The following is a 24,189-nucleotide window of genomic DNA, read 5'->3' as shown; positions in this document are numbered from 1 at the left end:
TAGATCCTTCGAATCGGAGAAATAGATGCAGACGTAAAGCTTTGTCTTCCGGCTTATTTCAGAACTCGGATGCCTGGGCCCGCCAGGGTTCCACCAATCGGCGCGTACAGGGACGTCGCACCGTTGAAGAACATGAAGTTCGGCGATGTGGATACCGGAACGACGTCAGAAGAGGTGAACAGCGCCTGTTCTGCTTCCTTCCACACCGAGCAGGATTCCTGCCCGGGCAGAACCGATGCCTTCGCAGCCAGTTCGGTGTACTCGGGATTGTCGATCGATGCGAAGTTGACGCCCGCCGGCGGGGTCGGGCCGGAGAAGTACGGAACGAAGATGCTGGGAGTGTCACTCTGGACGGTCAGACCGATCGAGATCGACCAGGATGTCAGGTCCTTTGCCGCGAACGTATTGGAGATGATGAAATTGTTGTCACCACCGCGAAGCTCTACCTTCGCGCCGAGTTCCTGCCACTGCTTCATCGCGTATTCTGCTGCTGCAGAAGTGGTATCGCGGTAGTTGGCAAAGATGACCGTCAATTGCAGCGATTGACCGTCCTTGGTCAGAACGCCGTCGGATCCGGGCTTCCAGCCGGCGTCGGCGAGGGTCTTCTTCGCCGCGGCCATGTCGAACTTCGGAACTACACCGGTGACACTGTCGTAGTCACATGCCCGCGGATCGACAACGGCCAATGCCGTAGCGCGCGAACCCTTGCCACCGGTGTTGATGTCCGTGTAGTCGTCGAGATCGATTGCCTGCACGAGCGCGCTGCGCACCGCTTCGTCCTTGGTGGGAAGAGCAGCATTGTGGTTGAAGATGAACTGCCCGCTCAAGGTGTTCGACGTCATCGATTCCAGGCCGGACGCTTCCACACGTTCGATATCCGCACCGGCCACCGGTGCTGCGTTCACCGTTCCGGTGAGGACCAGGTTCGCCGTCGTCGCCGCGTCGGTCACGATCTTGATCGTGACGGCCTTGGGCACTCCGAGGGTGTCCGATGTGGTTTCGCCGTTCGGTCCCCAGTTGTATCCGTCGCGGCGTTCGAGCGTCACGTGATCGTTTGCCACTACTTCGGTGATCTTGAACAGGCCGGTTCCGTTGCTGCTGCTGCGAACACTGGCGGGGTCGTCGAGTGCTGCCTGGCATGCCAGTTTGAGAGCACCGATGCGCTCGAGCAGGAAGGGTGCAGGTTCCGCCGTCTTGATCGTGAGCTCGTCGCCATCGGCGGTTGCTACCGCAGTTTCGGGTACCGACGCTCCCAGCCACGGCGAGCCGTTCGTCTTGTCGACGACCCAGTTGATGTTGTTCGCGGCTGTCTGGGCAGTGAACGTCGTACCGTCTTCACACGTGATCCCTTTTTTGAGGGTGAAGTTCAGCGAAGTTCCGTTCTCGCTCCATTTTTCGGCCAGATACGAGCCCGCTGCACGGGTTTTGGGGTCGATGGCCAACAACGAGTCGTTGGTATAGCTGTTGATTGCCTGCGTGGCAGTCAGGTTGGTGATCAGGGGATGAAGGTTGCCGGGGTCGGTGTTCACGATCGTCGTGAAACTCCCGTCCTTGGCGTAGTCCCCGGAGGTACCGCCGCCAGGATCAGAGGTGCTTCCGCACGAGGCAACCGTGAGAACGCCGATCGTGACCAGAGCCGCGGTGGGCACTGAGCGAGCTTTCATCTGATGCACCTTTTGATCGAAGGATGTCGTTGATCAATGCTGCGCGAGGGACGTGGCCCAGGTCTCGTTGAATCGACTCATGCTGAGCACCTGAATCTGTCGGATCGTCACAAAGGATGGTCGTCGTTTCTCACGGAAGTGTGGTTCGGCTACCGTCGGGGTGTGCGCTCAGAATCTCGTCGATCAGATATCCAGACCTTCCATGTCATGGATGTATGGAAGGCCGCGACCGAACGTCAGCGGACGCACGGTGACGTTCTGACGTTGGCTGCCGGTCAACCGTCGACCCCCGCGCCGGCACCGGTGCTACGTGCGACGCGCGAGATCCTCGGCACCGAACTACTCGGGTATACCGAGACTTTCGGGATCCTGCCGCTACGCGAAGCTATTGCGCGCTACCACAGCGAGCGATCGGGAATAGCCGTCGACGCCGAAGACGTGGTGGTGACGACAGGTTCGTCCGGGGCGTTCACCTTGCTTTTCCTGGCCGCGTTCGACGAGGGCGACACCGTGGTGGTCGCTCGCCCCGGATATCCCGCCTACCGCAACACCCTTGCCGCTCTCGGCTGCAACGTCGTCGAACTCGACTGCGGGCCGGCAACCCGATATCAGCCGACGGTGGACATGCTCGAGGCCTTGCCGTCGCCGCCTGCCGGTCTGATCGTCGCCAGCCCGGCAAATCCGACGGGCACGGTGATCTCGCCCGAGGAGCTCGCTGCGTTGGCGACGTGGTGCGAGCAGCACGGCACCCTTCTGATCTCGGACGAGATCTACCACGGCATCGGATACGGCGATCAGCACACGTCGAGTGCCTGGGAGACCTCACGCGAATCCGTTGTGATCGGCTCGGTGTCCAAGTACTTCTCGATGACGGGTTGGCGGCTCGGGTGGATGTTGGTGCCGACGTACTTGCGGCGCCCGCTGCAGCGACTCGCGTCGAACATGACGGTGTGTCCGCCCGCGATCTCTCAGTACGCCGCCATCGAGGCGTTCTCGGACGAGGCGAAGGTCGAGTTGGACGGGCACGTTCAGCGGTACGCCGTCAATCGTGAACTGCTGTTGACCGGGTTGCCGAAACTGGGCATCACCAAGCTGGCTCCCGCCGACGGTGCGTTCTACGTCTACGCGGATATCGGCTATCTGTGTGGCGACGAGGGCGCCACCGCGTGGTGTGCCCGGTTGCTGACAGATACCGGGGTCGCGTTGGCACCCGGAATCGATTTCGACACCGTCCACGGAAACCGGATGGTCAGACTTTCGTTCGCGGGCGCGACAGCCGACATCCAGGAGGCGCTGACCCGCCTCGAGAAGTGGCTCGGGTAACAAACAGCAGGGTCTTCGAGCTGTTTCGCCATGCGGAGGTGCCCTCTGCTGGCACGATGTCGTGGTGTCTTCTGCAGCTACGCCCAAGGGTGAACGACGTCGCCAAGCTCTGGTGGCGTCCGCTGCTGAACTTTTGCTGGAGGGCGGGTTCGACGCCGTTCGTCACCGAGCGGTGGCAAACAGGGCCGACCTTCCTCTGGCTTCGACGACCTATTACTTCGACTCACTCGACGATCTGATCGCGTGTGCCGTCGAGCTCAACGGCAACGCCGACATGGAAGCGATGCGCGCCAGAGTGGCTGCGGTGACCCAACGTCGGCGGGGCGCGGAATCAACCGTCGAACTTTTGGTCGAGCTGCTGCTCGGAGACGAAGAGAAGCGGCCGGAGAGCCGCGAACGATTGATCTCGCGCTACGAACGATTTGTGGCGTGTGCCCGTCATCCCGCGCTTCGTGACGTGCAGTTGCGCCTACGCGCCCAGCTCGACGACCTGTTGACCGATGCGCTTCGACGCTCGGGCCGAACGGCTCCCGAGGGGCAATTGCGCCGTCTTGTCGCGATGGTCGACGGCGCGATGATCACGGCGCTCGGGGAGTACGACCCAGACCCACGCGGGTTGGCCAGAGGAATGCTCTTGGAATCGATCGACGTGATGGCGCCGCCGGTCTAGCTCGGGGGCGACAGCTGCTCTAGCTCGGGGGTGACAGCTGCTCTAGCTCGGGGGTAACAGCACTGCTCGGCCACCGTTAGACTGAGGCCTCGTGAGCCGCATCCCGAATGTCCTTGCCAACCGATACGCCAGCCCGGAGCTTGTTGCTCTGTGGTCTCCCGAGTACAAGATCGTGCTCGAGCGCCAATTGTGGGTGGCGGTGTTGCGTGCGCAGGCAGAGCTGGGCATCGACATTCCGGCCGACGCCATCGACGACTACGAGCGCGTCATCGACAACGTCGACCTGGCGTCCATCGCGGACCGCGAGCGGGTCACCCGCCACGACGTGAAGGCACGCATCGAGGAATTCAATGCACTCGCCGGACACGAGCAGGTCCACAAGGGCATGACCAGCCGTGACCTCACCGAGAACGTCGAGCAGCTGCAGATCGTGCGTTCTCTCGAACACGTCTACAACCACGGTATCGCCGTCGCCGCCCGTCTGGGTGAGCGCGCTGCCGAGTACTCGTCCATCGTGATGGCCGGCCGCTCGCACAACGTCGCAGCTCAGGCCACCACCTTGGGCAAGCGTTTCGCTTCCGCGGCCGACGAGCTTCTCGTTGCACTGACACGTCTGCGTCAGCTGATCGACCGCTACCCGCTGCGTGGGATCAAGGGCCCGATGGGTACCGCTCAGGACATGCTCGACCTCCTCGACGGCGATGCGGCCAAGCTCGAGCAGCTCGAAGCAAAGGTCGCGGAGCACCTCGGATTCGCTCACGTACTGACCAGCGTCGGCCAGGTGTACCCGCGTTCCCTCGACCACGACGTCATCTCCGCGCTCGTCCAGGTCGGCGCGGGCCCGTCGTCGTTTGCACACACGATCCGCCTGATGGCCGGCCATGAGCTGGTCACCGAAGGCTTCCAGCCCGGCCAGGTCGGCAGCTCGGCGATGCCGCACAAGATGAACACCCGCTCGTGCGAGCGAGTCAACGGACTTCAGGTGATCCTGCGCGGCTACGGCTCCATGGCAGCCGAGCTTGCGGGTGCACAGTGGAACGAAGGCGACGTCTTCTGCTCCGTCGTGCGCCGCGTCGCTCTCCCGGACGCGTTCTTCGCGATCGACGGCATGTTCGAGACCTTCCTGACCGTGCTGATCGAGATGGGCGCGTACCCGGCCGTCATCGAGAAGGAACTGACGCGCTACCTGCCGTTCCTCGCCACGACCCGCGTTCTCATGGCAGCGGTGCGCGCGGGCGTCGGACGCGAGACCGCCCACGAGGCGATCAAGGAGAACGCCGTCGCAGTTGCGCTGGCGATGCGTGAGGAAGGCAAGGAGCCCGACCTGCTCGATCGCCTTGCCGCCGACGATCGTTTGCCGCTCGACCGCGCCGCACTCGACGAGGCTCTGGCCGACAAGGCGGCCTTTGTCGGCGCCGCGTCTGCTCAGGTCGACGCCGTTGTCGCCGAGGTGCAGAAGCTTGTCGACGCCAACCCCGAAGCTGCGGCGTATGCGCCGTCGCCGATTCTGTAAGGGCTACGCCCCCGTGCGCCTTTTCGGTAGTCACCACTACCGAAAAGGCGCACAGGGTCGAAGAGCATGAACTGCATCTTCTGTTCCATCATCGCCGGTGAGGCCGAGGCCAGCGTCGTCTACGACGACGCGAATGTCCTTGCCTTCATGGATATTCGGCCGTTCACATCCGGCCATCTCCTGGTCGTGCCGAAGCGCCACGCCAGTGGATTGTCCACGCTCGATTCCGACGACGGTGCCAGGATCTTTTCCGTCGCACAGAAGATCGCCGCAGCGATGCGTACCGGACCTCTCCCCGTCGACGGAGTGAATCTGCATCTCTCTGACGGAGCTGTTGCGGGGCAGGAAGTCTTCCATGTTCATCTGCACGTCATTCCGCGAAATCGCGGCGACGGCTTCGGCCTGCGTGCGCTACCTCGCACGCCCAATCGGGCAATTCTCGACAGCACGGCTGCCGTCATTCGCGGTGCACTGAACTAGCGGCACCGGCCACTTTCAGGGACTGCCGATCAGTTCGACAACGGAGTCCAGAAGGACACTGCGCCAGCACAACCAGTCGTGGCCGCCGTCGAAGATCCGATACGACACTTGCGCTCCGGCAGCCTTCAACGCCTGTGCGACCGCTGCGCTGTGCCCGACCATGTCGGACTCGTGCCTACCTACTTCGAGGACAACGCGTAAACCGTCCGGCACGCCATCGCGCTCGATGCGTGCGGCGATGTCTCCACCCGGCGGACCGTCCTCGCCGCGCTTCAAGCCTGTCGGCCACCAGAATGAACCGGACCCGCTGGCGACCAGCGCGAAGTGTTCGGGGAATTCGAGTGCTGCGAACATCGAGGCCAGGCCGCCGAAACTCTGCCCTGACACCACCGTTCGCGTTCGATCAGACGAGAAGGGTGCGACGGCGCGCACCTGTGGAAGTAGTTCGTCGACGACTGCACTCCAGTAGTCGCGGTTGCACGGCAATTCCTTCGAACGACGTTGATTGTCAACGGAATCAATGGCCAGCAAAACGCAGGACTTCAGTTTGCCGGTCTGGACTGCACGATCGAAGGCGGCACCTGCTGGCATGACCTCGGCCCAGTGGCGCCCGTCGAGAAGTATCACGAGCGGCCGTTCTTCGAGCGGTGTCAATCCGTCGTCCACGGTCTCGTAGATCCACACCGGCCGCTCGACGTCCAACGTCGAACTGGCCCAGGTGAGCTGTATCGACTTCCTGAAAACTGGAGCATCCCAACCGAACTGGACCGGCGCCGAGGGCATCTCAGCGACGGAACGCCTTGTGTCCACGCCTGCGGAAAGCGGATTGAGTGGGTCGGCAATTCGGTGTTCGAGCAACCCCAACCAGCGGGTGCGGCGGGTCGTGTCTTCCTTGCCTGCTCCCGGATAATCGAATTCGTCGACTACGGACTTCGGCGCCGGGATGATGCTGTAACTGCTGCGCCAGGTGTTCGAGACTTCGGCGGCGTAGAACCACACCGGACTCTCACTGATCCGTTGCATCACGCTGAGTTGTTCCGTGTGATGGTCGGTCAACGAGTTTGCGTCGAGGTAGACGCGCTCGACTTCCGTCTCCTCGGGCTGTCGCCAGAGGAAAGTTACTCGAACTGTATGTGTGTCAACACTTTCGATGATCGGCGTGCCTTGTTGCACTATCCGGTTCCAGAAGGTGTCGATGTCGGGCGAGGCCGCGAGGGAAGCGGACAATTCTGTCACCGCCTGAGTTAGCATGAGCACAGCCTAACCTAATTTCATGGGCTTTTGAATTCGAGGAGTGGTCCGCCAGTGGGCGTCACAATGAAAAAATCGCGCGCCTTGAAGGTGCTCTCCGCAGTCTTGGTGGCAGGGTTCGCTCTCGCCGGATGTAGTTCTGCGGATGCCGATTCCGGTGCTGATTCGGCTGCATCGCAGGGTAATTGGCCCCGCACGGTGGAAACGCCGAAGGGGCCGGTGGAGATCACGTCGAAGCCGGAGAGGATCGTCTCGACCAGTGTGACGCTGACGGGCACGCTGTTGTCGATCGACGCTCCGGTGGTGGCTACCGCATCGACGGGACCGAACACCGACGTATCGGATGCGCAGGGGTTGTTCACACAGTGGGGCGACATAGCTCGAGAACGTGGACTCGCAGTGCTGCCGATGGGCGGAGCGAACGCAGAATCCGTTCTGGCCCAGAACCCGGACCTCATCGTCGTCTCGGCGACCGGAGGTGACTCCGTCGTCGATCTGTACGAACAGTTCACGGCCATCGCTCCGACAATCGTGGTGGACTACGGCGGAAGTAGTTGGCAGGAAGTGGCCGCCGTGCTGGGTGAAGCGACAGGTCTCGAAGACAACGCAGCGGCCACGGTCGCGAAATTCGACAGCGCAGTAGAGGCAGCGAAGGCCAAGGTCACACTTCCCCCGCAGCCGACCACCGCGCTCGTCTACTACGAGGACGGCAGCGGCGCCAATATCTGGACGCACGAGTCCGGGCAGGCGAAGTTGCTCACGGCGATGGGTTTCACGGTCGCCGACATTCCCGAGTCTGCGAAGAGCAGTGAATCCATGGGTAAGCGCAAGGACATCATTCAGGTCTCGGCCGAGAACCTCTACGACGGTATCGCGGGCAACACCCTGATCTTGGTCAGCGCCGACGACGGTGCGGTGAAAGCGGTCGAGGCACTTCCCCTGTTGGCGCAGCATCCGGCAATTCGTGATCACCATGTCTATGCCGTGGGGCTCGATACCTTCCGTCTCGACTACTACAGCGCAACCAACATGGTGAACCGGTTGGTCGAGCAGTTCAGCTGAGACATAAGTACTGGACATAAGTACTAGGCCTTTCACCCCGAACTAGTCCTTTGGTTGTAGCCGAGAATCGAACATTCCCTTCACGTTCGCCGAATGTGGGACCAAGTGGTGCGCGCATGCCACCATGAACGTCAATCATCGGATGCGGAATGGGGAGTGGATGTTCGACTCGGCTGGTCAGAATGTCTCGGGGCAAGCCCTGGCATCGCGAGGGTGGGGACGTTTCAACCTGAACAACCCGGCCACGGCGGCCGTGATCGTCGGCCTGCTGAGTGTGCCGTGGGTGTTCGGTCTCGCCAGTCTCAAGACTGAACCCGAGACGAGCAATCGAGTGCTGAGCGATCCGGGAACCGTCGTCGGCATCATGGGTTTCCTGACGGTGTTGACCGTTGTGGCGTGTGCGCGCCGGCGGTACCCGATCGCGTACTACCTCCTGACGTTGGCAGGATCCGGCGGATTGATGCTCTTCCTCGGCAGTCGATCGCTGGGGGCCACGCCGCTTTTCTGGTTCGCGATCATGGCAGTGTCCATCCGGGTGAGCGGCATGCGCCTGGTCGGACTGCTGGTCCTCGGAATGGCGATGGACGTGATCTTGGCGATGTATCTCACCGAGCGGGACGGGCTGACGGTCGCAGAGGTTCAGGTGGGGGAGTTGCCCCACCTGTTCCTCGAGCCGGCGGCAAACACCGTCACGAGTTTTCTGGTCGTCGCCGCCATGGGAAAGATCGTCGCGCGTCTGCGAAAGCAAGCAGTGGAGAACAGTCAGGCGGTAGCGGATCTGCACCGGGACCGCGAACGCAAGATCGCGAATGCCGTTGTCGCCGAACGGCAGGACATGGCACGTGAGTTGCACGACGTCGCGGCTCACCACATGACCGGCATGATCATCCAGGCCCGTGCCGCCGACAAGTTCTTCTCGAGCAATCCCGAACAAGCGCAAGCCCTCCTGGGCGGCGTCATCGAGCAGGGGCAGCGGGCCCTCAACAGCTTGCGGCAGATCGTGGGGATCCTCCGTCTGGGTGAGGAAGACCCCGATTTCCCGACGCCCATGGTCTCCGACATCGACGAGTTGGTGGACGACTGCAGGCGCACCATCTCGTCGATCTCGCTCGAGAAGGTCGGCCGCTTCGACGACCTGGACAGCGGAGTCCAGTTGACGTGCTACCGCATCGTCCAGGAGGCGTTGTCGAACGTCCTTCGCCATGCGCCGGGTAGCGAGTCCAAGGTATGTCTGAGCCGAGAAGCCGGTGCGGTGAGAGTCCGGGTGATCAATACGCTCGGGAATGCTCGTCCGTCCTCCGACGGGCAAAACCTCGGAATTGTGGGAATGCGCGAACGCGCGACGCTCATGGGTGGTCAACTGGATGCCGGACCGAATTCGGAAGGTGAGTGGGCTGTGCAGGCACTGGTGCCGGTGAACGGGAGGATCAACGCATGATCGACGTCCTTATTGCAGACGACCAGCAGGTGGTACGGCAGGGGTTCGAACTGTTTCTCTCCGGTCACCCCGAGATTCGCGTCGTCGGGCATGCCAAGACGGGAGTCGAGGCGTACGAGCAGGTGCGTGCACTGCGTCCGGACGTCGTACTGATGGATATCCGAATGCCTCACGGTGACGGGTTGACCGCGACCAGGGAGGTCCTTGCCGAGTTTCCGGCGACCCGCGTCGTCGTGATCACCACGTTCGATCTCGACGAGTACGTTTTCGAGGCGCTCGACAGTGGCGCCGCAGGGTTCCTGCTCAAAGACGCCGATCCAGAGGAGCTCTCGTCGGCAGTGCTGACCGTGGCCGAGGGTGGTTCGGTGCTCTCTCCGAGATTGACGTCGAGACTGATCGTGGAGTTCGCGAGGCGCAAACCGGCACCGATGTCCACGGCGCGCTCCGGATCGGATCACGGTCTCAGCGCGCGTGAAATGGATGTGGTGCAGTTGCTGTCACAAGGCTTGGGAAACAACGACATCGCAGATTCCCTCAGCCTCGAGCAGAGCACGGTGAAGTCGCACATCAGCAACATCTGCAAGAAGCTGCAGGTGCGCACCCGTGTGCAGATCGTCATCTGGGCGTACCGAAACAACGTGATCGCCGTATCGCGCTGACGCACGTGACGCTGCGGCGCATCCGGCACGGCACGGGCAGAGAAATTCCACGTGCCCCGGGTTCGACCCCTCGTCGAACCCGGGGCAGCTGGATCGCTCAGCCCAGCAGTTTGGCTTTGAGCGTCATGACGGTCGCCGGACTCAGACCCAAGCCCTCGGTCAGGTAACGATCGACCGACCCGTAGGTCAGGTCCAACTGGGCGAGGCCGGCATCGAGATAGCTTGCCTCGACACCCAACAGGGGCTCCATGTTGACGGCCATCTGTTCGCCCAGGCTCGCCGCGATACCCGCACGCGTGGCCTTCATGCCTTCGGCTGTGTATTCGTTGGTCAGCAAGTAGTCATTCATGATCACTGAGCGGTCGACACCGGCGATGCTCAGCAGCAGAAACGACGTCCAGCCGGTGCGGTCTTTACCTGCAGTGCAATGGAAGACCTGTGCGCCTTCGGTTTCCGCGAGGCCCGTGAGCAACTGTGCGAACCCGGCTCGCTCCGTCGCTCCGGTGACGAAGGCGCGGTTCATGTCCTGCATCATCGATCGTGAGTCCTCGGGGGACTTGATCTTCGCGACCATCTCGGCGATGTTCCCGGACAGGATCGGAATGTTCTCGTACGCAACCCCGTTGGGCAGGACATCCGGCTTGCTGGCGATCTCGGGTTCCGTGCGCAGATCGTAAACCTTTGTCAGTCCCAGCTTTTCGAGAATGCTCATGTCATCGCCCTTGGGCGTGATCGCGTTCGCGCGGTAGAAGACTCCCTTGTTCACGGGCAGACCGAGAGTTCCCGAGTATCCGGCGCCGGTGCCTGCGACGTCGCGGAAATTGTCGATCCCGGTCAGCCGCGGAGCATCTGGGGTTTGCTCGGCACTGCCGAAGTTGCTGGATCCGAAATCCAGTGAGCCGAACTGTGGAGCCGAGGGGGCAGGTTCGGCGTGCGCGATCGAGGCGCCGAAACCGGTGATGAGAAAGCTGCTGGTCAACGCAATGGCCGCGGCAGACCGTAGCGAGCACGTGCGCGTGGATCGGGACATGTGTGAGCCCTTCGTCGAGCGGAGAGAGTGGCTGGTCGATGAGGTATCGCGAAGGCAAGGTAGCGAGTTCGCGTGTCCGATTCGAGAGGAATCTTGCTTTGCTCCCTCTCAGTGGGAGGCGTGCTGCTGTGAGCGTGAGTGACTCGGGAGGCGCAGTTCATTCCTCGGGACCTGTGTTTGTGTAAAGGTCCAGTGCCCTGATATTGGTTAGCCTCACCAAATCAATTCCGGAGCAGTCCGGTGCGTTCAGATGGAGTTCAACATGCGGGTTCAAGGTCTGTCGTGGTTTCGCCGCGCAGTGGTGATCGGCGCAGCAGCTGCGCTGGCGGTCGGCGTCGCCGGCTGCAGCAACTCCGAGGAGGCGTCGTCCGAATCGTCGACGACAGCCGCGAGCTCGCAGACCCGTGTCTTCGAGGCACAGAACGGATCCATCGAGATCCCGAGCGACCCGCAGCGGATCGTGGCCTGCGGATACGCAGTTCTGCCGCTGATTCAGGCGGGAGCGAACCTGGCAGCAGTATGTGAGTGGACCCGTGAACTCGGCAACATGGACGACAAGACCAAGGCCGCTTACGAAGCTCTGCCGAAGGTCGCGCCCGACGGCAACGTCTCCCAGCTCAACTACGAGGGAATCGTCGCTGCCGAGCCCGATCTGATCATCATGGGTGTTCCCGCTCGTGTCGAAAGCCAGCTGGACATGGCGCAGCTCAAGGCGGCCGCTCCCGTCGTCTTCCTGGGACCGACGGTTCCTGCTGATTGGCGAGTGCTGGGCGAGCAGTTCGCCGATGCCGCGAATGTCTCCGACACCTACGGCGAGTTCAAGGACGACTACGACGCCAAAACCGCCGAACTGGCCGCGAAGTACAAGGACAAGCTCGGCTCGTTGACCTTCGGCGGCGTGTGCAACGTCTGCAAGCCCGAGGCCGGCACCTTCTCACGCGAGTACGCGTCTTCGTACACGACCAATCTCTTCGACGGACTCGGACTGCAGTTCCCCGGCACCCCCGCAGACCCCGCCGACATCCACGTCGAACAGGTATCCATCGAGAAGATCGGCGAAAATCTCGGAAATGTCGACGTGATCGTCTACGGCCTCAACGCCGATGGCTCGATGTCTCCGCAGTTGCAGGAGCTGGTCAATTCCGAGCTGTGGAAGGAATTGCCCGCAGTGAAGGCCGGCAACGTCGTCCAGGTCCAGCATTCGTTGGCCGCGACCTATCAGACGGCTCTTCTGACGCTGGATTCGATCGACGAGGGCCTGTCGAAGCTGCCCGCAAACCAGTAGTTCATCGACTGTGACGGTGGCCTCTCGCCTGCTGGCGAGGGGCCACCTGCATATCCGGATGAGCAGGGCGGACAGCTCTCCGAACGGCGAGGACGCTCACCTGTCCCGGCTACCGGGGTTCTGTACGAACTGCGAACGCCCGATAGGGTGACCGGGTGCGTCCTACACTTGATTCCTACACTCATCTGGCCGGTGGCAAGGTCCGTGACCTTTACACGATCGACGACGAGCATCTGCTGCTTGTCGCGAGTGATCGGATCTCGGCCTACGACCACGTGCTCAGCACGCCGATCCCGGACAAGGGTCGCGTGCTCACCGCGATGAGCGTGTTCTTCTTCAACGTCCTCGGTGGCACCAACCACCTGGCCGGCGAGCCCGACGACGATCGCATCCCGGAAGAGGTTCTCGGCCGCGCTCTCGTGGTGCGCTCCCTCGACATGGTTCCCGTCGAATGCGTCGTTCGTGGCTTCCTCACCGGCTCCGGCCTGGTCGACTACAACAACACCGGCGCAGTGTGCGGCGTCGCGTTGCCCGAGGGCCTCGTCGAGGCGTCGCGGCTGCCCGACCCGATCTTCACCCCGGCGTCCAAGGCAGCTCTCGGGGATCACGACGAGAACATCAGCTTCGATCAGGTAGTGGAGAAGGTCGGCCAGAAGCTGGCAGTGCAGCTTCGCGAGGACACTCTCGACGTTTATGCCCGCGCCTCCAACTTCGCGGCCGATCGCGGAATCATCCTTGCGGACACCAAGCTCGAATTCGGTCTCGACTCCGGTGGAAACCTCGTGCTCGCCGACGAGGTGCTCACCCCCGACTCGTCGCGCTACTGGCCTCTCGAAGGCTACGAAGCGGGCAAGGTGCAGCCCAGTTTCGACAAGCAGTTCGTGCGCGACTGGCTCACGAGCCCCGAATCCGGCTGGGACCGTAGCTCGGACACGACACCGCCGCCGTTGCCGCAGGAGATCGTCGACGCGACTCGGGCACGCTACATCGAGGCGTACGAGCGCATTTCCGGTCTGTCCTTCGACGATTGGGTCGGTCCCAGCGCATGAGCCTGATCCCGCCGGTCGCAAAGAAGGTCCCCGCCGAACGTACCCATCACGGACACACGTTCGTCGATGACTACGAGTGGCTGCGGGACAAGGACAACGCCGAGGTCGTCGCATACCTCGAAGCCGAAAACGCGTACACCGACGAGCAGACGGCCGCGCTCGAGCCGTTGCGCGAGAAGATCTTCCAGGAGATCAAGTCGCGGACGCAGGAAACCGACATGTCGGTGCCCACTCGCATGGGTAAGTGGTGGTACTACTCGCGCAGCGTGGAAGGCAAGTCGTACACCGTCCAGTGCCGGTGCCCCATCGCCGGTGAAGACGATTGGACTCCGCCCAACCTGACGCCCGGCGTCGAGCTGGCCGGCGAGCAGATCCTCATGGACGGCAACGTCGAAGCCGAAGGGCACGAGTTCTTTTCGCTCGGCGCGTTCTCCATCAGCGAGGACGGCACGTTGCTCGCGTACTCGGTGGACATCGTCGGCGACGAGCGGTACACCTTGCGGTTCAAGAACCTCGAGACCGGTGAGATGCTCGCCGACGAGATTCCCGATACCGCGCCTGGCGCCACCTGGGCGATCGACCACAGTCACGTCTTCTACATGACGGTCGACGATTCCTGGCGTCCGGACACCGTGTGGCGTCACAAGCTGGGAACGCCGCAGAGTCAAGATGTTTCGGTGTTCCACGAGCCCGACGAGCGGTACTGGGTTTCGGTGGGGTCTACCCGCAGTGAGAAGTACCTGATGATCTGGGTCGGTTCCAAGGTGACCAGCGAAGGCTGGATGCTGGAATCGGCGAACCCGGAAGGCGACTTCCGCGTCATCATCCCGCGTCGCGAGGGCGTCGAGTACGGCGCTGAACACGCGGTGATCGGGGGAGAGGACCGCTTCCTGATCCTCCACAACGACGTCGTGGACGGAGTCAAGGCCGAGAACTTCGTGTTGGTGGAAGCTCCCGTGTCGGATCCGACAAACATGACGACGCTGATCGAGCACAGCGCAGACGTTCGTCTGGAAGAAGCCGAAGCCTTTGCCGGACACCTCGTCCTGAGCTACCGCCGCGAGGCGCTCACTCGGGTTGCCGTGTGGCCGTTGACGGATGACGGCTACGGCGAGCGTCACGAAATCGACTTCGACGAAGAACTCTTCAGCATCGGTATGGGGTCCAATCCGGAATGGGCGCAGCCCACCATCCGACTCGGCTTCACGTCGTTCATCACTCCCGGGCAGGTGTACGACTACTACGTCGCCAGTGGTGAACTGGCACTGCGCAAGTCGCAGCCTGTTCTCGGTGACTTCGATGCGAGTAATTACGAGCAGCGTCGCGACTGGGCAGTGGCCGACGACGGAACCCGCATTCCGCTCTCGATCGTGAGGCGCGTAGGTGCGCCGGAAGGTCCCGCGCCGCTGCTGTTGTACGGCTACGGTTCCTACGAGGCGAGCATCGACCCGTCGTTCTCGGTTGCCCGCTTGTCGTTGCTCGATCGCGGCGTCGTCTTCGTGGTCGCACACGTGCGCGGCGGCGGCGAGATGGGTCGTCACTGGTACGAAAACGGCAAGACGCTCACGAAGAAGAATACCTTCACCGATTTTGTCTCGTGCGCAAAGCATTTGATCGACACCGGTGTCACGGCGGCCGATCGGATGGTTGCCGACGGCGGTAGTGCGGGTGGATTGCTGATGGGGGCTGTCGCCAATCTCGCTCCGGAACTGTTTGCCGGCATTCTCGCCAATGTTCCGTTTGTCGACCCGCTGACGTCGATTCTCGATCCGTCGCTGCCGTTGACGGTCATCGAGTGGGACGAATGGGGAGATCCGCTGCACAACAAGGACGTCTACGACTACATGCGCTCGTACAGCCCGTACGAGAACGTGGAAGCCAAGGACTATCCCGCCATTCTTGCGATCACGAGCATCAACGACACCCGTGTTCTGTACGTGGAGCCGGCCAAGTGGGTCGCAAAACTGCGCGCCACCAAGACCGGTGATGCTCCGCTACTTCTCAAGACCGAGATGAGCGCCGGACACGGCGGTGTCAGCGGTCGGTACGAGAAGTGGAAAGAGGTCGCATTCGAGTTCGCCTGGGTTCTCGACACGGTTGGCGCAAACTAGATTCTGTGTCAATCAGGTTCTGCGGTAACGAACCTGAGGGCGCCCAGCGCGCCCGTACTCGGTCTCCCGGGTGAGCATGCCGTCGTCTGCCAGCTTTTCCAGGTAGCGCCAGGCCGTCACCCGGGACACGCCGACCGATGCTGCCACCTCTGCAGCGGTCACGGGTCCCTCAGAATCCCGGACAGACGCTGCGACGAGTCCGAGCGTTTGAGATGCAAAGCCTTTCGGCGCCGCTGCTCGATCGTCGGACGTTCGTAGTGCGGACATCGCGCGGTCGATGTCGTGTTGACTGACCGCAGACTCGCCAGCGGGAAGTGCTGCACGATATTCGAGGTAGCGCTCGAGCTTGTCGCGGAATGCTGCGAAAGTGAACGGCTTGAGAAGATAGAGGACGATCCCGCGAGCCACGGCGCTTCGGACCACCTCCAGATCGCGCGCCGAGGTAACCGCGATGATGTCCGGACTGGGCCGCAACCCGCCCAGGGCGGAGGCCACGTCGAGACCGCTGGCGTCGGGCAACCCGATGTCGAGCAGGACCAGGTCGATGGGCTGGTCGGTGGCATTGGCCGCCGTAACTGCACGCACGGCGGCGTTCCCGGAATGAACCACGCCGTGGACCACGAATTCCGGCACACGCTCGACGTAGGAACGGTGTGCCTGCGCGATCAACGGTTCGTCGTCGACTATCAGTACACGGATCATCGCGGTGCTTCCGCCTCGCGCAGCGGGATACGGACAACCAGCATGGAGCCCATCGCCGGCTCGCTGGTGAGCGTGCCGCCATGCCGTTTCACGACTTGAGAGACCAGTGCGAGACCGAGTCCGCGAGAGCCGGATTTTGTGGAGTAGCCACGGCCCTTGGCCTTTTCGAGTGCTTCGGGTGTCATTCCCGGGCCGCTGTCGGCGACGGCAACAACCATCATCGAATCCTCTTCCATTACCGTCACTTCCACCCACGGAGACTCGCTCGCGCGCGATGCGTCAATAGCATTGTCCACGAGATTGCCGACCAGCGTGACCAACTCGCGTGCATTGAGCGAAGGAACCGGACCGAGCGCGGTGTCTTCCGTGATGGTCAGGTCGACCCCGCGTTCGGTCGCTTCGCTCATTTTCCCGAGCAGTAGTGCGGCCAGCGCCGGCTCGTGGACCGCATTCATCAGACGATCGATCAGCTGTTGGGACACTCGCAATTCGTTGGTGGCGAAGGCCACTGCGTCCTCGTTTCGCCCCAACTCGACCATCGTGATGATCGTGTGCAGACGATTTGCGCTCTCGTGGGCTTGCGATCGAAGCGACTCGGCAAAACTACGTACCGAATCCAATTCCCCGAGTACGTTCTGAAGTTCGGTGTGATCGCGAATTGTCAGCACGGTGCCAATTCTGTTGCCTTCCCACTCAACCGGGTGTTGGTTGACCACCAGCACGCGCTTGTCGGTGAGGTGCACTTGATCCTTCGCGGGAGAGGCGTCGTCGACCCGCATGGTCTCGGGGATGGATGAAAGTGGCACGGGCCCGTCCGGTAGATCGAGGAGGCGACGTGCTTCGTCGTTGACTATGTCCACTCGCGCGTCTTTGCTTCGGCCTTGCCCGATCACCACCAAACCCTCACCGATGCTGTGCAGTACGGCGTCGTGGTGCTCGTACATGGTGCGCAGTTCGTCCGGAGCCATTCCCAGGGTCTGTCGCCTGATGCGTCGGCTCACCAGAAGTGAACTCAGGAGGGCGGCAAGAAGACCGCCGCCGGCAACGAACAGGATGACCGGAACACTTTGGGCGAACTGCTTGCTGATCTGCTCGCGGGTGACACCGGCAGAAACCAGACCGACCAGGGTTCCGCCGGAATCGTAGACAGGAGTGACTGCGCGGATCGACGGCCCCAGCGACCCGGCGTACGTCTCCGTGAAGGTCACGCCGGCGAGTGCGCGGTCAATGTTTCCGTTGAACAGTTGACCGATCAGCTCCGGGCTCGTGTGGGTGAACCGAGTGCGATCCGGCGCCATCACCACGATGAAATCGACGCCGGTTGCCTGTCGGATCTTCTCGGTCTGTGGTTGCAGAATCGCGGTCGGGTCCGGACTCGTCAGGGCGGCCGCCGTCGAATCCGACAGGGCGAGAGTCTGCGCTATCGAGCTCACCTGCCTGCGGATCGCGTCGTCGCTGTCTCGGCGTTCGTCGACAACTGCGAGCGCGGCCCCCACGCCGATGACCAGCGCCAACAACGCCAATTGCAGGAGCAGGATCTGCCTGGCGACGCTCATACGTCGGCCGGTCTTTCGTTCGACCATCGAGCGCCTCCTGAACGTAATGAACACAAACTTCCGGGCCCACCTGTTTGCAACAAGAATTCTCCACGACTCGAAGTGATCCCGATCACTTCACAGATATCCGATCCAAAGGACACCCCATGAGCAGCACGGCAACAGGGACAGTAGACGGTTCCCCACAGCCCGAGGGCACCAAGGCAAAGCGCGACAAGACGCATTGGCTCTACATGAGCGTCATCGTCGCGGTTATCGGCGGCATCCTCGTCGGTTGGCTCGCACCCGAGTTCGGTAAGTCCGTCGGTGTACTCGGCACGTTGTTCGTCAGCCTGATCAAGATGATGATCAGCCCGGTCATCTTCTGCACCATCGTGCTCGGCATCGGCTCGGTTCGAGCTGCGGCCAAGGTCGGCAAGGTCGGCGGCCTCGCACTCGCCTACTTCATCGGGATGTCCACCATCGCACTCGCGATCGGCCTGGGCGTCGGCAACCTGCTCAACCCGGGCAGTGGCCTGAACATCACGCCCAACGCGGCCTCCGTGGCCAAGCTTGCAGATCAGGCCCACAGCGCGGGCGGTACCTGGGACTTCATCGCGTCCATCATTCCGACGTCGATGCTGTCCTCCCTCACCGCCGGCAGCGTGCTGCAGACTCTGTTCGTCGCCCTTCTGGTCGGCTTCGCGATCCAGTCGCTCGGCAAGTCGGGTGAGCCGATTCTCAAGGCCGTCGGATACATCCAGAAGCTCGTGTTCAAGATCCTGACGATGATTCTCTGGCTCGCCCCGATCGGTGCTTTCGGCGCCATCGCCAGCGTCGTCGGCCAGACCGGTTTGAACGCCGTCGTCCAGCTCGGAACCCTGATGATCGGCTTCTACCTGACCTGCCTGATCTTCGTCTTCGGTGTTCTCGGAACGCTGCTGCGCGCCGTCACCGGATTCAACATCTTCAAGCTGGTCAAGTACTTGGCCCGTGAGTACCTGCTCATCTTCGCCACGTCGTCCTCCGAATCGGCACTGCCGCGTCTGATCGCCAAGATGGAGCACGTAGGCGTCGAGCGCACCACGGTGGGCATCGTCGTTCCCACCGGCTACTCGTTCAACCTCGACGGCACCGCGATCTACCTGACGATGGCCTCGATCTTCATCGCCGACGCCATGGGACAGCCGCTCGCCTTCGGTGAACAGCTCTCGCTGCTGGTGTTCATGATCATCGCCTCCAAGGGCGCTGCGGGAGTCAGCGGCGCCGGTCTGGCCACGCTGGCCGGCGGACTTCAGAGCCATCGCCCCGAGCTTCTCGACGGCGTCGGACTCATCGTCGGAATCGACCGCTTCATGTCGGAAGCGCGAGCGATCACCAACTTCTCGGGCAATGCGGTCGCGACTCTCCTGGTCGGCGCGTGGACCAAGACGATCGACAAGGAACGCGTCATCGAGGTGCTCGACGGGAAGATTCCGTTCAACGAAGCCACGATGCTCGACGACGAGGACGAAGAAGAGCAGCACAAACTCGAAACGGCTCCGACCGGCACCAAGCAGTCATTTGTGAGCCATCACTAGATACTTCCGCTCTGCTGAACGTTTGACCGCACAGCAGGCGCGGAACCCGATCTACGATCAGTGATCCTGGTCGTAACGATGAAAGAGACCGCCGCACCAACCGTGCGACGGTCTCTTTCTGTTCGTGGGTGCTATGTGTACCAGGTGGGTTCGGGAATCTCGCCGGTCAGAAAACGACTACCGACTTCACGGCGCTTGTACGCGAGCGGATCGTGAAGGGTATGCGTCCGGATGTTGCGCCAGTAGATATCCAGGCCGACATCGTTGGACGTGGCTCTGGCACCGGTCAGTTCGAAGATCTTGTTGCTGATCTCCAAGGAGACGTCGGCGGCGCGAAGTTTTGCGGCCGCAATGCGTACGGCGAGGTCGCCGCGAGCCTGCTCGGTGAGGTTTTCGCGAGCGTCGTGGAGCACGGCGTCGGCCTCACGGCTGACCTGATCCACGAAGGCCTCCGCCGCCCACAGCTTCGATTGCAAGTCGCCGTAGCCCTCACGGAGGTACCACTCGTCGGTTGCGATTTCGCGGTTGTCACCGCCGTACGGCCATGGACGCGTACGGGTTCGGGTGTACTCGGCCGCAGTGTCCAGTGCGCCACGGGCGATCCCGAGGTAGAAGTTCGCGAACACGATCTCGATCGCGGGGAAGTTCAGCGTGTTGTAGACCAGAGGTTGGAATTCCTTGTCGACAAAGCCTGCCGCACTTGCCCAGTCGACCTCGACGTCGTTGATCTCGACACTGCCGGAATCGGTGAGGCGCTGTCCGAGATTGTCCCAGTCTCCGCGGAAGACTATGCCGTCCTGAGCAGTCGGCACGATAGCGAACACATGCGTCGCAGTTCCGTCGATGATTCCTTCGAGCACCGTGAGGTCGGTGACTCGTCCGCCGGTGGAAAACGACTTCACGCCGTTGAACACCAGGGTGTCTCCGCGATCCACGACGGTGAGGTCGGTGTCTCGAGGGTTCACCGCGCCGCCGAAGAAGAATCGGTTGCTCGTGTACAGCTCCTCGACAGCGGAGATCTGCGGATCGGTTCCGACCAATCTGGCTGCCCATGCCCACAGGTAGTGATACCCGAGCAGTTGCCCGATCGAGCCGTCGGCGCGCGCGATCTCCCGAACCACCTTGTAGGCGGTCTCCCATCGCTGCCCACCGCCGCCGAACTCGATCGGACCCAGCAGTGTCACCAGACCACTTTCCTTGAGCAGCTGGACTTCTCGGAACGGTGGTTCGCCGGCTCGGTCGCGGGCGAGTGCGTCGGCGGCAAGGACGTTGCTCACCTCGCGAGCGCGGTCGATCCAGCCTTCGGATGTGTCGGGAACGCCGACGAAGACTTCGGTTTCACTGGTCACGGTCATGCCTGTACATCCTTTTCGGTCGGTGCAGTCCCGATGGCCCACACGTAAATCGGTTCGGTTCCGTTGATTTCGTAGTCGCCGACAACTTTGGATTTGAAGACGACCGGATTATGACTGGCCACGGTGCGCGCGTTGCGCCAGAACCGATCGAGATCGAGGTCGCGGCTCACTCCGGAAGCGCCGAGTGCGTCGAAGATCTTGGCCGTGGCCGGAACGACGAGTCCGATCGAGGCGACCTGCCCTCGCCCCGAATCGATTTCGGCTGCGATGTTGGCGGCTTTCTCTTCCTCCGGCGAGCCGGAGAATGCGGCTTCGTATGCCCATTGGGACGACTGTGCTGCGTGCAGCGCCACGGCCTCGGCTGCAAAGGCAGCCGAGGACACCTCGCCGACAACTTGCTGGATCTGCGAATCCTGCGCGTATCTCGGAGCGTTGCCGTGACTGAAGGTTCGAGTACGAGAGGCGACTCGACGAGAGATCTCGGTTGTCGCAGCCTTGGCGATGCCGGCGAGAGTGGCGAGATGGAACAGTTGGTAGAACGCGGTCTGGTATTTGAAGCGCGTCGAGAAGTCGAAGATGTTCTCCGGCTGGACTATTGCGTTCTCGTAAACGGACGAGCCGGAGCCAGTCGTCTGCTGGCCGAACCCGTTCCAGTCGTCACTGTGTGTGACACCGGGTTGTCTCGCTTCGACTGCGGCGATCACGAATGCGCCGGTGTCGGTGCGCTGCGAGTACAGGTCGATCCAGTCGGCGAAAATGGAACCCGTGCTGTAGAACTTTGCCCCGTTCGCCAAGAAATGGTCGGAATCGGGTGCGGGCGAGACCTTGGTGTTGGCTTCGCCCAATGCAACGTCGCCGATTTCGGTCCACGCGTTGCCGACCAACTGTCCCTCCGCGAAGCGTCGGAGCCAGGTGTCACGCTCAGGCCCGGGGTCGGCGACCAGTCGGTCTTCGACAAACGCGAAATGACCGCGCAGTGCCTGGGTGATGTTGGAATCGGCGCTCGACAACTCGACTAGTAACCGGATCAATTGCGGGATGCTCGCGCCGGATCCACCGTGTGTTGTCGGCACCCGAACGGCGCCGAAGCCTGCTTTCTTGAGTGCGTCGATCTGTTGGAAGGGAAGCACGTGATCGCGTTCGCGTTCGACGACGGCTTGTGCGATGTCCGCGAAGATCGGACGGAATTTTGCTGCCAGTGTTTCGTAGTCGACCTCACTCTTGATCGGATCTGCAGACCGGGAAACGGCATTCGGCGTCAGTGCGGTGGTCATGGGAAGAATGCAAGCTGTAATCACCAGGGGCGTCGATCCTTCATCGCGACCTGATTCGAAGTGTTGTCAGGCCGCGCAAATCTCGGTTCGATGGCCTGCCGGGCAGTTCTACCGGAATCGAGTGGTCAGTGCGATTGCTCGTGAAGGTGTTCTACGATCCATCCGTTCCATTCGACAGTTCCTCCGGAACCGCAATCGTGTCGGAACGGCTGCCCTGGAGAGCCGGGTCGAACGACCACGCGAAAGTCTCTCGCCTCCAATCGAAGATCGACAGTCGTATGTTCTCCGTCGACGCTCTCGGCGACACTCTCGAGTGCGTCCGTCGCGACGATGCCGGTAACGCGTCGGACTGCGTGTTCGGCGGCCTGAGCGGCCTGTGACAGTGCCGCTCGGCCGCGCAGGTGCAGCAGCTCCAATTCTCCGGCTTGGTATTTTTCGGCTGCATCGATCGCGGAGTTGCCGTCCAGTCGGCTGAAATAGACTGCGGCGGGCCACGCAATCATGTTGGCCGCGAATCGATCTCCGCCGATGTGACTGCATTCCCACACATCTGCGATCTGTGCCGCGTTCAGCGCCGACACGACCGGGCGACCGAGTTCCGCGCAGCACGCATCCTTCTTTCCATGTGTGCAGACCGCGAAGAGCGGTTCCGTGCGGGAGCGGCCGAAGTCGGGTTCCACTCCGGTGGCCATCGATTCGAACGGCAGTACCGACAGGTCCTCGTATCGGTCGACCGACCCTTCCCGCATCCACTGACGTGTGCCGTCCGTCCAGGCGAGTACGCACATCGGGGTGAGGACTCGGCGGTTGCGGGGCCGCCGGATCACCACGAGGCGAATACGACCCTGCGCTGCGTAGATTTTTTCGGTGAGTGCGACGGGGAGAACGTCGTCAGGAGCGGACGCCGGCCAGGGGCCGGGGTGCTCGATCAACACCCACAGATGTGTCATTCCGGCGCGACCGACCATCGGTTCGCCGGCGGTCGACGACTGCCGTGTACAGGCGTGAGGGCGTCGACTGGTTTGCGGATTGGCGACAAATTCCGGAAAGCACTGCATAGATGCCTTCCCCAGGACACCGTCGCTGCAGGTGTGGCAGGGAAGGGAAGACATGATGAGGCTCCAGTCTCGTAGGTTAGGCTCACCAGACTATTGGATGGTGAATCCTTTGCTCAGCCGTGGTGAATGCGCGTGGCTGTGACGGTCGAAAGCAGTCGGTAACAGGAGTGTCGGGAATGAAACGCAGTAACTCGCGGGCGAAGTACGTGCTGGGTGGTTTTGTCCTCGCCGCCATCGTGGCAACGACCACTGCTTGTGGCAGTGACGACAAGACGGATATCGACAGTCAGTCCGCCGACACCGTGCACGCGGTCACCCATGCCCGCGGAACCACGGACGTACCGATGGATCCGCAGAGAGTTGTCGTGCTCGAGCCGGTTCAGCTCGACACGTCGGTAGCGCTGGGCGTGATTCCCGTGGGCACCGCGGTCCTCAGCGAGACGACCGGGGTTCCGGCGTACCTCGGTGAGAAGGCCGCGGAGATCGAGATGGTCGGCACCGTCGCGGCACCGAACCTCGAGAAGATCGTCGCACTGAGCCCGGACCTGATCATCGGAACGGAATCGCGGCACGGTGATCTGTACGAGCAGCTCGCTGCCATCGCGCCGACCGTCTACATGGCGACCCAGACCGATCCGTGGCAGGACAACGTCCAGTTCGTCGCAGAGGCGTTGAACAAGACCGATCAGGCAGGCGAACTACTCGGTGACTACACGGCACGCTGCGAGGAAGTGGCGAGCAAGCACAGCACCGAGGGCAAGACCGCTCAGCTCATCCGTCCACGCGACGACGTTCTGACGCTGTACGGACCCACGTCGTTTGCCGGAAGCACTCTCGAATGCGCGGGACTCACGATTCCCGCACGCGACTGGGAGAACTCGATCTCCGTCGACCTCTCCCCGGAATTCGTCTCCGGAGCCAACGCCGACCTCATCCTGGTCACCTCCGCGAAACCGGCCGATGCCAGCACGATGCCGAAGGCCGTGGCGGACAACGCCGGATTCTTCCCGAACCCATATCTGGTCGACATGTCCTACTGGATCACGGGCGTCGGACCGCTCGGCGGCCTCACCGTTCTGGACGACCTCGATCGCATTCTCGGAGCATCGAAGTAGCAGTGGACGAGAAGTAGCAGTGGGCGAGAACTGGC

The 24,189-nt window shown here is 62.2% G+C and carries 20 protein-coding genes; 12 read left to right on the top strand and 8 right to left on the bottom strand.

The window, feature by feature from the left end:
* Positions 1-53: 53 nt before the first annotated feature.
* A complete protein-coding gene (locus QM596_RS16615) occupies positions 54-1,664 on the bottom strand; it encodes an ABC transporter substrate-binding protein (RefSeq protein WP_019747056.1) in 1,611 nt (536 codons plus the stop codon).
* A 162-nt stretch (positions 1,665-1,826) separates the two neighbouring features.
* Between QM596_RS16615 and QM596_RS16610 the strand changes: the two genes are divergently transcribed.
* The 4 genes from QM596_RS16610 (at position 1,827) to QM596_RS16595 (ending at position 5,650) form a co-directional block, all read left to right on the top strand.
* Positions 1,827-2,987, top strand: a complete 1,161-nt coding sequence (locus QM596_RS16610) for a pyridoxal phosphate-dependent aminotransferase (RefSeq protein ID WP_283309470.1) — start codon at positions 1,827-1,829, stop codon at positions 2,985-2,987.
* 64 nt (positions 2,988-3,051) lie between these two features.
* Positions 3,052-3,657, top strand: a complete 606-nt coding sequence (locus QM596_RS16605; protein WP_211918298.1) for a TetR/AcrR family transcriptional regulator — start codon at positions 3,052-3,054, stop codon at positions 3,655-3,657.
* A 91-nt stretch (positions 3,658-3,748) separates the two neighbouring features.
* Positions 3,749-5,170 carry an adenylosuccinate lyase gene (gene purB, locus QM596_RS16600; RefSeq protein ID WP_019747059.1) on the top strand — a complete coding sequence of 474 codons (1,422 nt, stop codon included), beginning with the start codon at positions 3,749-3,751 and terminating at the stop codon, positions 5,168-5,170.
* A gap of 66 nt (positions 5,171-5,236) precedes the next feature.
* Complete coding sequence (locus QM596_RS16595) at positions 5,237-5,650, top strand: HIT family protein (protein ID WP_019747060.1); 414 nt, start codon at positions 5,237-5,239, stop codon at positions 5,648-5,650.
* Positions 5,651-5,665: 15 nt separating this feature from the next.
* Here the strand turns inward: QM596_RS16595 and fes are convergent, their stop codons facing one another.
* Entirely contained in the window at positions 5,666-6,901 is a 1,236-nt protein-coding gene (gene fes, locus QM596_RS16590) for an enterochelin esterase (RefSeq protein WP_283309468.1), read from the bottom strand.
* Positions 6,902-6,967: 66 nt separating this feature from the next.
* Here fes and fepB point away from each other — a divergent pair, with 66 nt between their 5' ends.
* The 3 genes from fepB to QM596_RS16575 all read left to right on the top strand — a co-directional run bounded on the left by fepB (position 6,968) and on the right by QM596_RS16575 (position 10,060).
* The gene (fepB, locus tag QM596_RS16585) at positions 6,968-7,963 is read left to right on the top strand and encodes a Fe2+-enterobactin ABC transporter substrate-binding protein (RefSeq protein WP_019747062.1); all 996 of its coding nucleotides are present in this window, start codon (positions 6,968-6,970) and stop codon (positions 7,961-7,963) included.
* 160 nt (positions 7,964-8,123) lie between these two features.
* Positions 8,124-9,401, top strand: a complete 1,278-nt coding sequence (locus tag QM596_RS16580; protein ID WP_020906367.1) for a sensor histidine kinase — start codon at positions 8,124-8,126, stop codon at positions 9,399-9,401.
* The gene (locus QM596_RS16575; protein ID WP_019747064.1) at positions 9,398-10,060 is read left to right on the top strand and encodes a response regulator transcription factor; all 663 of its coding nucleotides are present in this window, start codon (positions 9,398-9,400) and stop codon (positions 10,058-10,060) included. Before QM596_RS16580 ends, QM596_RS16575 begins: the two co-directional genes overlap by 4 nt.
* 97 nt (positions 10,061-10,157) lie before the next feature.
* Here QM596_RS16575 and QM596_RS16570 read toward each other — a convergent pair whose 3' ends face one another.
* Positions 10,158-11,090, bottom strand: coding sequence for a tyrosine-protein phosphatase (locus QM596_RS16570; RefSeq protein WP_283309467.1), 933 nt, complete (start codon positions 11,088-11,090; stop codon positions 10,158-10,160).
* A 250-nt stretch (positions 11,091-11,340) separates the two neighbouring features.
* On the opposite strand from QM596_RS16570, the gene QM596_RS16565 reads away from it, so the two are divergent.
* The 3 genes from QM596_RS16565 to QM596_RS16555 all read left to right on the top strand — a co-directional run bounded on the left by QM596_RS16565 (position 11,341) and on the right by QM596_RS16555 (position 15,535).
* On the top strand, positions 11,341-12,375 hold the full coding sequence (locus QM596_RS16565) for an ABC transporter substrate-binding protein (protein ID WP_020906369.1): 1,035 nt from the start codon (positions 11,341-11,343) through the stop codon (positions 12,373-12,375).
* A gap of 155 nt (positions 12,376-12,530) precedes the next feature.
* Entirely contained in the window at positions 12,531-13,424 is an 894-nt protein-coding gene (locus QM596_RS16560; protein WP_019747067.1) for a phosphoribosylaminoimidazolesuccinocarboxamide synthase, read from the top strand.
* Complete coding sequence (locus QM596_RS16555; protein ID WP_019747068.1) at positions 13,421-15,535, top strand: S9 family peptidase; 2,115 nt, start codon at positions 13,421-13,423, stop codon at positions 15,533-15,535. The genes QM596_RS16560 and QM596_RS16555 overlap by 4 nt, the downstream gene beginning before the upstream one ends.
* A 12-nt stretch (positions 15,536-15,547) precedes the next feature.
* Here the strand turns inward: QM596_RS16555 and QM596_RS16550 are convergent, their stop codons facing one another.
* Both QM596_RS16550 and QM596_RS16545 read right to left on the bottom strand, forming a co-directional pair.
* Positions 15,548-16,237, bottom strand: a complete 690-nt coding sequence (locus QM596_RS16550; RefSeq protein WP_003945570.1) for a response regulator — start codon at positions 16,235-16,237, stop codon at positions 15,548-15,550.
* Positions 16,234-17,820: a sensor histidine kinase gene (locus QM596_RS16545; protein ID WP_019747069.1), complete on the bottom strand. Its 1,587-nt coding sequence runs from the start codon at positions 17,818-17,820 to the stop codon at positions 16,234-16,236. The genes QM596_RS16550 and QM596_RS16545 overlap by 4 nt, the downstream gene beginning before the upstream one ends.
* Positions 17,821-17,939: 119 nt before the next feature.
* Between QM596_RS16545 and QM596_RS16540 the strand changes: the two genes are divergently transcribed.
* Positions 17,940-19,352, top strand: coding sequence for a C4-dicarboxylate transporter DctA (locus QM596_RS16540; protein WP_003945501.1), 1,413 nt, complete (start codon positions 17,940-17,942; stop codon positions 19,350-19,352).
* 131 nt (positions 19,353-19,483) lie between these two features.
* Here QM596_RS16540 and QM596_RS16535 read toward each other — a convergent pair whose 3' ends face one another.
* The 3 genes from QM596_RS16535 to QM596_RS16525 all read right to left on the bottom strand — a co-directional run bounded on the left by QM596_RS16535 (position 19,484) and on the right by QM596_RS16525 (position 23,093).
* Positions 19,484-20,707, bottom strand: coding sequence for an acyl-CoA dehydrogenase family protein (locus tag QM596_RS16535; RefSeq protein ID WP_283309464.1), 1,224 nt, complete (start codon positions 20,705-20,707; stop codon positions 19,484-19,486).
* The gene (locus QM596_RS16530) at positions 20,704-21,981 is read right to left on the bottom strand and encodes an acyl-CoA dehydrogenase family protein (RefSeq protein WP_020968556.1); all 1,278 of its coding nucleotides are present in this window, start codon (positions 21,979-21,981) and stop codon (positions 20,704-20,706) included. The genes QM596_RS16535 and QM596_RS16530 overlap by 4 nt, the downstream gene beginning before the upstream one ends.
* A 125-nt stretch (positions 21,982-22,106) precedes the next feature.
* Entirely contained in the window at positions 22,107-23,093 is a 987-nt protein-coding gene (locus QM596_RS16525; RefSeq protein ID WP_250885132.1) for a sucrase ferredoxin, read from the bottom strand.
* A gap of 122 nt (positions 23,094-23,215) precedes the next feature.
* On the opposite strand from QM596_RS16525, the gene QM596_RS16520 reads away from it, so the two are divergent.
* Positions 23,216-24,154 carry an ABC transporter substrate-binding protein gene (locus QM596_RS16520; protein ID WP_283309460.1) on the top strand — a complete coding sequence of 313 codons (939 nt, stop codon included), beginning with the start codon at positions 23,216-23,218 and terminating at the stop codon, positions 24,152-24,154.
* Positions 24,155-24,189 lie beyond the last annotated feature (35 nt).

The organism is Rhodococcus sp. IEGM 1406 (genome assembly GCF_030056745.1).
Lineage (GTDB): Bacteria > Actinomycetota > Actinomycetes > Mycobacteriales > Mycobacteriaceae > Rhodococcus_F > Rhodococcus_F erythropolis.
Note: the sequence above shows the minus strand (reverse complement) of the source record. Positions and strands in the feature narration are given on the sequence as shown.

Excerpts from the sequence above, each read along its gene's own strand:
- QM596_RS16615 (WP_019747056.1), bottom strand. The coding sequence starts at position 1,664 with ATGAAAGCTCGCTCAGTGCCCACCGCGGCTCTGGTCACGATCGGCGTT.
- QM596_RS16595 (WP_019747060.1), top strand. The coding sequence starts at position 5,237 with ATGAACTGCATCTTCTGTTCCATCATCGCCGGTGAGGCCGAGGCCAGC.
- fes (WP_283309468.1), bottom strand. The coding sequence starts at position 6,901 with ATGCTAACTCAGGCGGTGACAGAATTGTCCGCTTCCCTCGCGGCCTCG.
- fepB (WP_019747062.1), top strand. The coding sequence starts at position 6,968 with ATGAAAAAATCGCGCGCCTTGAAGGTGCTCTCCGCAGTCTTGGTGGCA.
- QM596_RS16580 (WP_020906367.1), top strand. The coding sequence starts at position 8,124 with ATGTTCGACTCGGCTGGTCAGAATGTCTCGGGGCAAGCCCTGGCATCG.
- QM596_RS16575 (WP_019747064.1), top strand. The coding sequence starts at position 9,398 with ATGATCGACGTCCTTATTGCAGACGACCAGCAGGTGGTACGGCAGGGG.
- QM596_RS16570 (WP_283309467.1), bottom strand. The coding sequence starts at position 11,090 with ATGTCCCGATCCACGCGCACGTGCTCGCTACGGTCTGCCGCGGCCATT.
- QM596_RS16565 (WP_020906369.1), top strand. The coding sequence starts at position 11,341 with ATGGAGTTCAACATGCGGGTTCAAGGTCTGTCGTGGTTTCGCCGCGCA.
- QM596_RS16555 (WP_019747068.1), top strand. The coding sequence starts at position 13,421 with ATGAGCCTGATCCCGCCGGTCGCAAAGAAGGTCCCCGCCGAACGTACC.
- QM596_RS16550 (WP_003945570.1), bottom strand. The coding sequence starts at position 16,237 with ATGATCCGTGTACTGATAGTCGACGACGAACCGTTGATCGCGCAGGCA.
- QM596_RS16545 (WP_019747069.1), bottom strand. The coding sequence starts at position 17,820 with ATGGTCGAACGAAAGACCGGCCGACGTATGAGCGTCGCCAGGCAGATC.
- QM596_RS16540 (WP_003945501.1), top strand. The coding sequence starts at position 17,940 with ATGAGCAGCACGGCAACAGGGACAGTAGACGGTTCCCCACAGCCCGAG.
- QM596_RS16535 (WP_283309464.1), bottom strand. The coding sequence starts at position 20,707 with ATGACCGTGACCAGTGAAACCGAAGTCTTCGTCGGCGTTCCCGACACA.
- QM596_RS16530 (WP_020968556.1), bottom strand. The coding sequence starts at position 21,981 with ATGACCACCGCACTGACGCCGAATGCCGTTTCCCGGTCTGCAGATCCG.
- QM596_RS16525 (WP_250885132.1), bottom strand. The coding sequence starts at position 23,093 with ATGTCTTCCCTTCCCTGCCACACCTGCAGCGACGGTGTCCTGGGGAAG.
- QM596_RS16520 (WP_283309460.1), top strand. The coding sequence starts at position 23,216 with ATGAAACGCAGTAACTCGCGGGCGAAGTACGTGCTGGGTGGTTTTGTC.